This is a genomic window from Pseudomonas lini (assembly GCF_030812475.1).
Classification (GTDB): domain Bacteria; phylum Pseudomonadota; class Gammaproteobacteria; order Pseudomonadales; family Pseudomonadaceae; genus Aquipseudomonas; species Aquipseudomonas lini_A.
Genome location: NZ_JAUSSR010000007.1, coordinates 364,714 through 376,549 on the forward strand (window position 1 = coordinate 364,714; position 11,836 = coordinate 376,549).

The 11,836-nt window shown below is 60.3% G+C and carries 13 protein-coding genes; 7 read left to right on the forward strand and 6 right to left on the reverse strand.

Features of this window, described 5'->3' with window-relative positions; translation table 11 throughout:
• From J2W17_RS16145 to J2W17_RS16175, 7 genes are all read left to right on the forward strand, one after another.
• Entirely contained in the window at positions 1–717 is a 717-nt protein-coding gene (locus tag J2W17_RS16145; protein ID WP_307335787.1) for an EthD domain-containing protein, read from the forward strand.
• Positions 718–739: 22 nt separating this feature from the next.
• Positions 740–1,195: a nuclear transport factor 2 family protein gene (locus J2W17_RS16150; protein ID WP_307335791.1), complete on the forward strand. Its 456-nt coding sequence runs from the start codon at positions 740–742 to the stop codon at positions 1,193–1,195.
• Positions 1,196–1,215: 20 nt separating this feature from the next.
• Positions 1,216–1,683 carry an SRPBCC domain-containing protein gene (locus J2W17_RS16155; protein ID WP_307335794.1) on the forward strand — a complete coding sequence of 156 codons (468 nt, stop codon included), beginning with the start codon at positions 1,216–1,218 and terminating at the stop codon, positions 1,681–1,683.
• Positions 1,684–1,722: 39 nt separating this feature from the next.
• On the forward strand, positions 1,723–2,514 hold the full coding sequence (locus tag J2W17_RS16160) for an SDR family oxidoreductase (RefSeq protein WP_307335797.1): 792 nt from the start codon (positions 1,723–1,725) through the stop codon (positions 2,512–2,514).
• 87 nt (positions 2,515–2,601) lie between these two features.
• On the forward strand, positions 2,602–3,057 hold the full coding sequence (locus tag J2W17_RS16165) for a nuclear transport factor 2 family protein (protein WP_307335801.1): 456 nt from the start codon (positions 2,602–2,604) through the stop codon (positions 3,055–3,057).
• A 105-nt stretch (positions 3,058–3,162) separates the two neighbouring features.
• A complete protein-coding gene (locus tag J2W17_RS16170; RefSeq protein ID WP_307335806.1) occupies positions 3,163–3,696 on the forward strand; it encodes a nuclear transport factor 2 family protein in 534 nt (177 codons plus the stop codon).
• 39 nt (positions 3,697–3,735) lie between these two features.
• Positions 3,736–4,602 (forward strand): SDR family NAD(P)-dependent oxidoreductase, encoded by an 867-nt coding sequence (locus J2W17_RS16175; protein WP_307335809.1) that lies wholly within the window; start codon positions 3,736–3,738, stop codon positions 4,600–4,602.
• A gap of 378 nt (positions 4,603–4,980) precedes the next feature.
• Here J2W17_RS16175 and J2W17_RS16180 read toward each other — a convergent pair whose 3' ends face one another.
• From J2W17_RS16180 to J2W17_RS16205, 6 genes are all read right to left on the reverse strand, one after another.
• Positions 4,981–6,021, reverse strand: a complete 1,041-nt coding sequence (locus J2W17_RS16180) for a Rieske 2Fe-2S domain-containing protein (protein WP_307335813.1) — start codon at positions 6,019–6,021, stop codon at positions 4,981–4,983.
• 180 nt (positions 6,022–6,201) lie between these two features.
• Positions 6,202–7,614, reverse strand: a complete 1,413-nt coding sequence (locus J2W17_RS16185; protein ID WP_307335817.1) for a DUF1329 domain-containing protein — start codon at positions 7,612–7,614, stop codon at positions 6,202–6,204.
• Positions 7,615–7,726: 112 nt separating this feature from the next.
• Entirely contained in the window at positions 7,727–8,935 is a 1,209-nt protein-coding gene (locus tag J2W17_RS16190; RefSeq protein WP_307335821.1) for a LuxR C-terminal-related transcriptional regulator, read from the reverse strand.
• Between the two features lie 89 nt (positions 8,936–9,024).
• Positions 9,025–10,233 carry an acetyl-CoA C-acyltransferase gene (locus J2W17_RS16195; RefSeq protein WP_307335824.1) on the reverse strand — a complete coding sequence of 403 codons (1,209 nt, stop codon included), beginning with the start codon at positions 10,231–10,233 and terminating at the stop codon, positions 9,025–9,027.
• 7 nt (positions 10,234–10,240) lie between these two features.
• Positions 10,241–10,711, reverse strand: a complete 471-nt coding sequence (locus tag J2W17_RS16200; protein WP_064677334.1) for a MaoC family dehydratase — start codon at positions 10,709–10,711, stop codon at positions 10,241–10,243.
• A gap of 10 nt (positions 10,712–10,721) precedes the next feature.
• Positions 10,722–11,507, reverse strand: coding sequence for an SDR family oxidoreductase (locus J2W17_RS16205; protein WP_307335827.1), 786 nt, complete (start codon positions 11,505–11,507; stop codon positions 10,722–10,724).
• Positions 11,508–11,836: the final 329 nt, after the last annotated feature.

An 11,836-nucleotide genomic window follows, 5' to 3' on the forward strand; every position in this document is an offset into this window, starting at 1 on the left:
ATGGAAAAACTCATGTTGACCCTGTGGAAACCGCCACAGCAAAGCGTCGAGCAATGGCGCCAGGCGTTGCTCGACCTGGGCGACAATCTGGTTGGCGCCGGCGCGCGCACCACCCGCGTCATGGTGGTTGATGAGGGCGTGGCCGCCGCGTCTGCACAGCGCATTACCAATAGCGCCGTCCCCCTGGACGGATTGCTCTCGGTGTGGCTGGACAGTGCCTCGCAATGGTTTTCGATCAAGGCGCTCGTGACACCGTTGACCAGCCGCCTGGAGGCTTATCTGGTGCTGGAGTCCGAACCCTACCCCGAGGAGCGCAAGGCGCGCGCAGCCCACTACCGGGTACCGGTTGGCGAGCGCACACCCGGGATGAATCAGGTGGCGCTGCTGCACAAGCCCGATCGGATGAGCTACGAGCATTGGTACGACACCTGGCGCAACGGCCACGGGCCGAATGCCTACCCTCTGCAGTCGATCTTTGGCTACCGGCAGAACACCGTGGTACGGGCACTCACCTTCGGTGCGCCGGTGCTGCACGGGATCGTCGAAGAAAACTTCCCGCCTGAGGCCATCGGCAATCCGCAAGGATTCTTCGCGGCCCTCGGCGACCCGGACAAATGCGCGCAGCGCCAGCAGGCCATGTACGAATCGACCAGCAAGTTCATCGACTTCCAGAAGCTCGACTGCATCCTCACCAGCGAGTACCAGCTCAGTGCCTGAGTAGCCCACAAGGAGGCTTCCCATGTTGGACCTAGAAGCAATCGAGCTGATCAAGCAGCTCAAGGCGCGCTACTTTCGTGCCATCGACACCTGCAACATCGAGATGCTGCAGGGCATGCTCACCGAAGACGTCGCCCTGTCGTTCAAGAGCCCGGCCTACGAGTTTCATGTCAATGGCCTGGGCGATGCGCTGGACTTCTACCGGACCTCGTTCACCAAGACCCGCCTGGCCACCCACAACGGTCACACCCCGGAAATCGAAGTCGATGGCGACCAGGCTTCGGCCCTCTGGTACCTGAGCTACGTGTTCATCAACCTCGAGGACAACACCCACATGCATGGCAGCGCGATCTACCAGGATCGCTACATCAAGCGCGGCGAGCGCTGGATGATCGCCGAGACGGGCTACGAAACCTTGCTCGAGACTATCCAACCCTTGAGCGAACAGCTGCAGATCACCTCCAGACCCATCAACTGAATGCACAACAGGAGACAGTCATGGCCAGAGCCGAAAACATAGTGACCTCCCACACGGTGGAAATTAACGCCCCCGCCCGGGTGGTCTGGGAAGTGCTCATTGATCTGGACAATTACCACCAGTGGAACACCTTCTGTCCGCGCATTCAGTGCGGCCTGCAGATCGGCGACGAGGTGCATATGCAGGTCCTTACCCCCGATACCGGCGAAACCGTTCCGGTCTTCGAATACCTCGTGGCCTGCGACCCCGAGCAACTGTTGTCCTGGGAGCAGCGCCCCGTCCCGGAAAACATGGACGCCGCCCGCCGCGATCAATACATCAAGACCATCGACGCCAACCGCTGCAGCTATTTCACCACTGATATTTTCCTGGGCCTGAACCAGGACACGATCATGCATGAACACGGTGCCTGGGTAAAAATCGGCTTCGACCAGATGGCCCTGGATCTGAAACGACGTGCCGAAGCACTGCACGCCAGCCGCACCTGACCAACCAATCCTGACCAAAACAATAAGAAGGTAATTGCCATGTTGCTGAAAGATAAAGTCGTCATCATTTCCGGTATCGGCCCTGGCCTGGGCATCAAGCTGGCCGTGCGAGCCGCGGAGTATCAGGCGAAGGCAGTGGTGTTGGCCACCCGTACCCCCGCCAAACTGGACCAGGCTGAACAGGCCATCCGCGACGCCGGCTACAGCACACCGGTATTGAAAGTCCCCACCGACATCGCCCAGGCCGATCAGTGCCAGACGCTCGCCGACCTGACGATCGAGCACTTCGGCCAGATCGATGTATTGATCAACTCTGCCTACGCCCATGGCGCCTGGGGCACTTCCTCCGAGTCGTCAATGGACGACTGGCGCAAGGCGATGGACGTCAACCTGTTTGGCACCATGCACATGACCCAGGCCGTGCTGCCGCAGATGAAGAAACAGAAATCGGGCAGCATCGTCATGATCAACACCATGGCCACCCGCACCCCCAACCAACTGGAATCCGGCTATGCCGTCTCCAAGGGCGCATTGAAAACTGCCGTGCAGTATCTGGCCCAGGATCTCGGCCCGTTCGGCATCCGCGTCAACTCCGCCTTCATGGGCTGGATGTGGGGCGCGCCGGTGATCGGTTACTTCGAGAGCGAAGCCAAGCGCCTGGGCGTCCCGATGGAGTCGCTGGTCGACCAGGTCGCCCAGCAGATTGCGTTGCGCAAAATCCCCGAAGACAACGACTGCGCCATGGCCGCCCTGTACCTGGCCAGCGATTACGCCAAGGTCATTACCGGCGCGCAACTGGATGTCAACGGCGGTCACTTTCTGCCCTGCTAAATACTGCAAGGCGACAGCAATGTCGCCTCACTCAGCTATTCAAAAGTGGCCCGTGCGGCCATCGCCCTGCCCCTGGAGATTACCGACATGCTGGACCTCGTTGCCATCGAGCAAATCAAACAGCTCAAGGCCCGCTATTTTCGTGGTATCGACACCTGCAATCTCGAACTGCTGCGCACCCTCTTCGCACCCGATGTGAAGATCAGCTTCGACAGCCCGACCTACCAGTTCGAACTCAACGGCGTGGAGCAGGCCATCGAGTTCTACCGCAGCAACTTCACCAACCGTCGTTTCGGCATGCACAACGGCCACACCCCGGAAATTGCGGTCAACGGCGATGAGGCCACTGGCCTCTGGTACCTCAACGACCTGTTCATCAACCTCGATGAGCAAACCCAGCTCAACGGTAGCGCCATCTACGAGGATCACTACGTCAAGGTTCAGGGCGAGTGGCGCATCCTCCAGACCGGTTACAAGCGGTTGCTGGAAATGATTGGCCCACTGGGTTCCGAGTGGCGGATCACTTCCAAACCCATTAACTGACTCAGAAACAACATCGTCTGTTTGGATTATTCATCGGCGAGTTCGCGCTTGTACCATGCTGTGCAGACTCACGGACCGGAACGCATCCGGACTCAAGGAGATTGCATGGCTCCCATTGATCAACTGGAAACACGTCTGCGCAAACTGGAAGACGTCGAGGCGATTCGCCGGCTGAAAGCGCGTTATCTGGCGTGTTGCGACCTGAAGGACCCGCAGGGCATGCGCGATTGCTTCGCGTCAGGCCTGGTACGCATCGACTACGGCGAGATCGGTGTGTTTGAAAACCGCGATCAGCTCGCTGCGCTTTTCGAGCAGCTCGGCTGCCATCCGCACATTGTCGAGATGCACCACGGCGTCAACCCGCAGATCGACGTGCTCGATGAAACGCAGGCCCGGGGCACCTGGGGCCTGCATTACCAGATGATCGACACACGCTCGCGCGTTATCACGCAGCTAGGCGCGCACTACGAAGACGAGTACCGCAAGATCGACGGCCATTGGAAAATCTCCGCCACGCGCTGCGTTGTGACGTCCACGCTGGTGGCGAGCTACGAGGAAACCGTGCCCGGCGTACGCTTCGCCGGCGTTCAGGCGAGTGGCGCGCAGACTATGGCGGCGGCACTTGACGTCAAGTCTTGAGCCGAGGTCCATCACTCAACAGGAAAGGAGGATCCGCAAATGAGTAACGATCAAAGCAAATGGGTCGCCGTCGTGACGGGCGCGTCGCGCGGTGCCGGCAAAGGCATTGCGCTCGCGCTCGGTGCGGCGGGCGCGACGGTTTACGTGACCGGCCGCTCGCAGAATGAGGGCGACGCGTCGCTGCCAGGCACGATCCACGCAACCGCGCGTGAGATCGACGCGTTGGGCGGCAAAGGTATCGCCGTCGCGTGTGATCACGCCGATGACGAGCAGGTTCGACGCCTCTTCGAACAGGTCGAACGCGAAAGCGGGCGGCTCGACATCCTGGTCAATAATGCGACTTTTCTACACGACCAACTGATTGAGCCCGGGCCGTTCTGGGAGAAGCCGCTCGACCTCGTCAACATCCTCGACGTCGGCTTACGCTCCGCCTATGTGGCGAGCTGGTACGCGGCTGCGCTAATGGCGAAGCGTCGTGGCGGGCTGATCGCGTTCACATCGTCATTTGGCTCGAACTGCTACATGCACGGCGCTGCCTATGGCGCGCAGAAGGCCGGTGTCGACAAGTTCGCCAAAGACATGGCCGTGGACCTTCGTCCTTACGACGTCTCGGTGGTGTCCATCTGGATGGGACCGTTACGCACGGAACGCACGATACGCGCATTGGCAGACCACCCGGAGCGCTACGAGGAATTTTCGTTCGTCATGGAAAGCCCGGAGTTCACCGGCAAGGTCATACACGCGCTGTATTGCGACCCGAACCGGATGACTCAATCCGGACAGGTGCTGATCGGCGCAGAAGTGGCGCTGACGTACGGCATTGTCGATCTGGAAGGCCAGCAACCTCCCTCCTATCGCGACTGCCTGGGTGGTCCAGTGCAGGCGCATCCGGCGATAATCGAGTAACGATACTGCCGATAGGCCAAAAAACAGAAGGCGCGCAATGCGCGCCCACCAAAGACCATCGCGCACCTACCCACGTCCCACGACCGCACACATGCACACCACAAGGCCGCTTCAGCCTTGTGGTGTGACGCTCCAACCTTAGCGGAAATTCAGCCAGTTCGGAACACTCTGGCTGATGGCGACACAGCCTGCGTATTGCTTGCAGGCTTTAAAACTGGGCGATTGCGCTGGCGGGGAGACCAGCACGGTCCCCACCAGGAGGAACAAAAGCAACAAGCAAACGTGATAGGCAAGAAGACTTTTTGTTTTCATTGTCAGTACTCTCGTGACCGTTAAGTCGAACCTATGTCATTGCAATAACTCAGAGGGCGTTACCCTTCAACGCTCGTCCACCGTGATGAATTCACGGCGCTCAGCCATGCTCGCGGGCACTTTGTCTTCGTCGGTAAAGAACTGTTGATACCACTCGCGCAACTGGTAGACCGGGCCGTCGTTTTCCGCCAGCACCGGGTTATCGATACGGATTTTATGCTTCCAGATATCCACGTCCTGGTAGAACGAGGTGCGATTACCCATGACGTACGCTTTGGCCACTTCAATGTTCTGCTCTTCGCTCCAGCCGGGCACACGCTTGACCATGCAGCCGAAACGCAGGTCGAAGCTGTTGGCCGTCACAGGTACATGGCTGTTGAGCAAAATGGCATGTATGCGCACATCGCCGAACATCGAGCTGATGTGAGTGAAGTGGGTCGCCGGGCCGTAATAGGCCGACGGTGCAATCAGATCGCCACCCAGGCGCTCGGAATCACCGTGAAAGATCTGGTGGCCGATGTGCCCTTCGAAGACATTGGCGAAATACTTGGTCGGCGTGCCATGCACGGGGCCGAAATGCATGGCGTCCACCAGGTTATCGACCAACTCCCGTGGGTTGGTTTCGATCAGCATGCTGTCGATGTTCCAGTCGTGAATCCACTCCGGGTCGTCCATCTCGGTCAGGTGCGGGATGATCACGCCCTCTTTCGGCGGACGTCCTTCAGGGTTGTTCCAGACGAACAGCAGATTGTTTTCCTCACAGGTCAACCAGCTGCGGGTCTTGGCCTTCGGTGGAATGCGCTTGCAGTAGGGAATCTCGACGCATTTACCCCTGGTGTCATATTTCCAGTGGTGGAACGGGCACACCACCGTGTCGTTTTCGATGGTGCCCTTGGACAAGTCGGCCCCCATGTGCGGGCAATAGGCATCGAGGATGCTGATAGCACCCTTGCTGTCGGCAAACGCCACCAGGCGGGTGCCAAAGATATTCAATGTGTGCAACTGGCCATCGCGGTAATCCTGCGCCACGCCCAGACAATGCCAGCCACGGGCGTAACGGTGAGTACGCTGGGCGTTTTCGATGCTGATTTCAGCGAGTTTCGTCATTGTTATTGTTCCTCGATTGGAAACTTTGGGGAGCGATACCCAAAAAAAACAGGGTGAACCCATGGCGGATATCATTGAGCGTCCCGACAAGGGATTCATCCCTCACTTGGACTAGATCAAACGAGATCCGCTCTCAAAGGGATTCACCTGTCAGCCTCTGCCATCGCGAATCTGCGTTGGCTATTGGCCAAACCGACGGGCAGCTTCCGGACCGAAATCCCGCGGACTGAAGCCCGGCTTGTTCAACTGGTAGCCGTCGCGCTGTTCGTTGATCAGGTTGAACGCCAGGTAACTGCCGGCATTGAGGTCGTAGTACAGCCCCACGCCCGCTTGCGGCCGCTGGCTTTCATAGGCATAGAAAAAGTTCAGCATCGAGGTCCGCCACAGCTCGCCACGGTTGTCGTAGTTATCGGCGAGCATCGGGAACCAGGTGTCTTCGTCGATGTACAACTTGCGTTTGCCGTACAAGTGGCGGTAACCCGGCTTGAGGGTGCCTTCCAGCTCCCAGACCCTATGGCGCTCGTAGCGCATGGCATCCGGGTTGATATGGCCAGGGGTCAGCAGGTTGGCGTACTTGAGGTTGGCCGCATGCAGGCGATAGGTGTTGTAGGGAATGAACATCTCGCGCTTGCCGACGATCTTCCAGTCATAGCGCTGGCCCGAGCCGTTGAACAGGCGCACCTCGTCCACGGTGATCGAACCGCCGCTGCCGGGGAACGACATGTCGAAGCCATAACCCGGCGACTGCCGCACACGGCGAGTGCCTGGATCGTAACGCCAGGCCTGGCGAGGCTCGGTCTTGTCGTTCCAGAACTCGGTGCCGGTATTGATCTCGCCCTTGTCCCGTTGTGGCAGCAGGGTTTCATTGAGGTAGAAGGCCGAGTTACCAACAGTCTCGCCTTTCTTGCCCGGCTCCAGCGACGGCGCCAGGTTGCGCGAATGCACGCGGCCCCAGTTGATGTTGCCGTCCTTGAGCACGTAGGCGTTGTCGGAAGTGTACTCCTCGGTCCAGGCGCGCAAGGTAAAGGCCGAGGCGTTCTTCAACAGTTCCAGACCGCTGCGTGGAACCGGAAAGGCTGTGCCGCCGGTTTTGCCCACCACCCCTTCACCGTCATCCACCAGGCGCGCGATGCTGGCGTTCTCGCGGGTGGCTTGGCAAACCGCGTCGTCGAAACGGAAATCCCGGTGCGAGGGGTAGATCGGCATCTTGTACGTAGCCGGGTACAGCTTGAACAAGGCTTTCTGCCCGTCGGACAGGTATTCACTGTATTGCGCCAGGTTGGTCGCGGTAATCACGAACAGCGGTTTTTCTTGCGGGTAAGGATCAACCGGATGGTTGCCGGTCCCTTTGAAATCCACGTGCGGTGGCACACCCAGCCACTTGCCGCTGAATGCCGGAATGGTGCCATCGGCATTGGCGCTCTTGTCGGCACCGATGCAAGTCAAATCCTTGCCCAGGCGCTCCACATCTTCCGGTGCGGCGTTGGCCGTACCGATTGCACTGCACCCCAATAACAACCCCAGCACCCAGGTGGGAGTGGCGTTGGCAGCCCGCGAGACAAGACAACTGGAGGCCAGGTTACTGCCGGTCATTTTTATTCTCCTTGGTTACCGATAGCGGTCACCCAGTATCGGCAGCCCAAGGAATCGGCAGCATCGTCCGCACGGACTAACGCGTTTTCCCACGGCGCCTGTGAGCGACAGACTAAAGCGCATCCTTCGCTGATCCTGGCAGCTGCGGCCCGGCCAATGCCACGACACTGTTGAGCATGATCCGCACAAGCTCGGTCTGGCGCCGAACGCCCGTCTTGGAAAAGATCGAACGCAGGTGCGCACGGGCGGTATTGCGGCGGATGTTCAGCGCCTCAGACGCCTCCTCCAGCGACAGGCCGTTAGCCAGTTCCAGCGCCAGCAAGGTTTCTGCGGGTGTCAGGTTGTACAGCTGCGACGTCACCACATTGCTCACCAGCGACTTGCTGACAGCATCGCGGACATAGACCACCACGGTCGGTTTGCCCTTGCCCTCGACCAGCTCCTGCGTCGGAATCAACTCCACCACCACCCCCAGGCTGACTTTCCCTGAGGGGCGGGAAATCGACGTGGCCTCGGCTATCTGTAATCCGGCGTGGCCCTGCTTCAACCGTTGAAAGGCGTTGCGCACCAGCCGCGACAGTTCACGATTGTCACTCGGGTAAGTCGCCTCCAACCGCCCGCCCACGACTTTAAGGCCGTCCTGGCTGGCGATAATCTCCCGGGCCACCGGATTCAGTTGCACCACGGTGCCGTTTTCATCGAGCACGATAGTCGCCACCGCCATGCGGCTGATCGTTTGCGAGTACAAACTGCCCAGCGACTCACTGCGATCCAGTAGCGAATGCATGTGCAGGGCGCGGCGCAAATGCGGCAAGAGCATGGCGCACATGGCCCGCTCGACCTGGGAAAAACGGGCCTGGCCCCGGGGCCGGTTGATCCGCAAACGCACCGTGCTTCCGTCCGGCATGCGGATGTCGGCGCCGAGCATCTGGTGGCAGTCATGGGGCTGGCAAAACAACAGGTAAAAAGAAGAACTGATCCATTCATCATCAGTCATCAATTCATCGATGGTGAACACCGTGTCGGTGGGCAGGCCGTCGAACAGCGTGGACTTGGCGTAGTAGGCGTAATGGTTGATGCCGCCCTCCCCCAGTTCGATGTCCCCGGCGACCATCATCGGCGACAGCAGCGGCTCATCTTGCACACGCAGAATCAAGGTCACGAAATTGGCCTTGAACAGCTTCCGGAGCTGGCGCAACGAATCACCCATGCAGCGAATATCCATGGCCGAGTCGTACATGTTGCCGATGAGGCCTTCGTACTCGGCCAACTCCAGCCCCATTTGCGCGAGGACCTGCGCATTCGGCACGCGACTTTGCATAACCACTCCCCAGCAGCGGGCCCGGACTGCATGGCCCGCATCAATTGATCGTAATGGGTGTTAAAGACGCTCAACGCCCCCGGTCAGCCCTACGGCAGTTCGAACAAACCGGCCGCACCCATGCCGCCGCCAATGCACATGGCGATCACCACATAACGGGCGCCGCGACGGCGACCCTCCAGCAGTGCGTGACCGACCATGCGTGCGCCGGACATGCCGAACGGGTGGCCGATGGCAATCGCGCCGCCGTTGACGTTCAGACGTTCCGACGGGATTTGCAACGCATCGCGGCAATGCAGGACCTGGCAGGCAAAGGCTTCGTTGATTTCCCACAGGCCAATATCCGACACGCTCAGGCCAAAGCGCTTGAGCAATTTCGGCACGGCCACCACCGGGCCAATGCCCATTTCCTCCGGCGCGCAGCCGCCCACGGCAATGCCTCGGTAGATGCCCAACGGAGTCAGCCCCCGACGCTTGGCTTCGACGCGGCTCATCAGCAGGCTGGCCGAGGCGCCATCGGAGAACTGCGAAGCGTTGCCGGCGGTAATGAATTCACCCTGCTCGATCCATTTACCTTCCTTCCATACCGGTTTCAGCGAAGACAGGTCTTCCAGGCGCGTGTTCGGTCGATTGCATTCGTCACGCTCGACCAATACACGCTGATGGCCACTGGGCTGGCCAGCTGCATCGAAGCACAACTTATCGACGCTCAAGCCGACGATTTCATCGTCGAACAAGCCGTCACGTTGGGCGGCGGCGGTGCGCAGTTGGCTCTGCAGGGAATACTCGTCCTGGGCCGCGCGGCTGATGCCATAACGGCGCGAGACCAATTCGGCGGTTTCCAGCATCGGGATATAGGCGCTGGGCATGATTTCCAGCACGGCTTCGGACTGGGCGCGATAACTGTTTTTGTGCTTGGTCTGGGTCAGTGACAGCGACTCAACGCCGCCGCCAATGGCGATAGTCATTTCGCCGGTCATGATGCCCTTGGCGGCGACGCCAATGCTCATCAGGCCAGAGGCGCACATGCGGTCCAGGGCCATGCCCGGCACGGTGTCCGGCAAGCCGCCGGTATAAGCGCAGAGGCGGCCGATGTTGTAGGCCTGGGTGCCCTGCTGCACCGCTGCGCCCATGATCACATCTTCTACTTCGCCCGGTTCGATGCCGGCGCGCTCGACCACCGCACGCACCACATGTCCGCCCAATACCGGGGCTTCCGTATCGTTGAACGAGCCGCGGAACGACTTGGCGAGCGCGGTCCGCGCAGTGGCAACGATGACAACTTCATTCAGGTCCATGACAGGCTCACTCGGTAATAGGGTTGAAGGTGTAACGGCTGATGGTGTCGATCACACAGCCGGGCCGCGCCTGGCCCTCGACTTCCACGGTCACGCGCACCACCAGTTGCACGGCCTCTGCCAGCTGCTCGGCGCGCACGATGCTGGCGCTGCCGCGCACTCGCGATCCCACCTTGACCGGCGCCGGGAAGCGCACACGGTCGCTGCCGTAATTGACCCCCATCGCCATGTTGTCGAGGGTGAGCAATTGCGGCAGGAACAGATTGACGAGCGACTGGGTCAGGTAGCCGTGGGCGATACAGACGCCAAACGGCCCGCTGGCGGCGCGCACCGGGTCGACATGAATCCACTGGTGATCACCCGTGGCTTCGGCAAACAGATCGATGCGCTGCTGGCTGATGGTCAGCCACTCGGTGCAACCCAGGTCCAGGCCCTCGGCCTCGAGCAACGCCTGGGCACTGCTGAATACATGACTCATGGCCCACTCCTCAGGCTTGTTGGGAACTGACGGACAATACTTCGCCAACCATGTAGGAGGCGTAGTCGCTGGCCAGGAACATCATCACGTTGGCGACTTCCCAGACTTCGGCGGCACGGCCGAATGCCTCGCGCCCGGCGAGGCTGGCGAGCAGCTCTTCACTGGAGGCCTTCTTGAGAAAATCATGCAGGGCAATCGACGGTGAAACCGCGTTGATGCGCACGCCAAACTCGGCAGCTTCCAGCGCACTGCAACGGGTCAGGGCCATCACCCCGGCCTTGGCCGCGGCGTAATGGGCCTGTTCCCTCTGTGCGCGCCACCCCAGGACCGAGGCATTGTTGACGATGGCGCCGGCGCCACGGCGCTGCATGTGTGGCAGCATCGCGCGGGTCATGCGGAACGTGCCGGTCAAGGTCACATCCAGCACACGCAGCCATTCTTCGTCGCTCATCTCGACCACGAGTTTCTGGCCACCGAGGCCGGCGTTGTTGATCAACACATCGACACCGCCCAGCAGCTCTTCCGCGCTCGCCACCAACGCCTGGACCTCGGCTTCGACCGTGACATTGCACAGCTGGCCGAAAATGGCCTGCAGGCCGGTTTCGGCCTTGAGGCGCTCCACGGCTTCTTCGAGGCGGCGCGGGTGCACGTCGGAAATCATCAGTGCCCGGCAGCCCTCCTCGGCGCTGCGCCGGGCGGCCGAGTAACCGATACCGGCACCTGCGGCAGCGGTAATCAGCACGGATTTTCCAGCCAGTAATTGATGGCCCGGGACATAAGGGGGAGCTTGTTTCACAGCGTTTTACCTCCGAAGAAATCAATACGCTGTAGTTGTACGGAGGGCACTACGCGGGTGCATCGTCAATATGGGGTATGGCGGCGTCAGAACGTTTATGCCCGCGAACGGTGCAACAGATACACTGCAGCGCCTGGTTCGCCTGTAGGAGCGAGGCTTGCCCGCGAAGAACGATAACGCGGTGCAATTGATAAACCGCGGTGCCCGGTTCGCCGGCAAGCCTGGCTCCTACAGGCGAAGAACGATAACGCGGTGCAATTGATAAACCGCGGTGCCCGGTTCGCCGGCAAGCCTGGCTCCTACAGGCGAAGAACGATAACGCGGTGCAA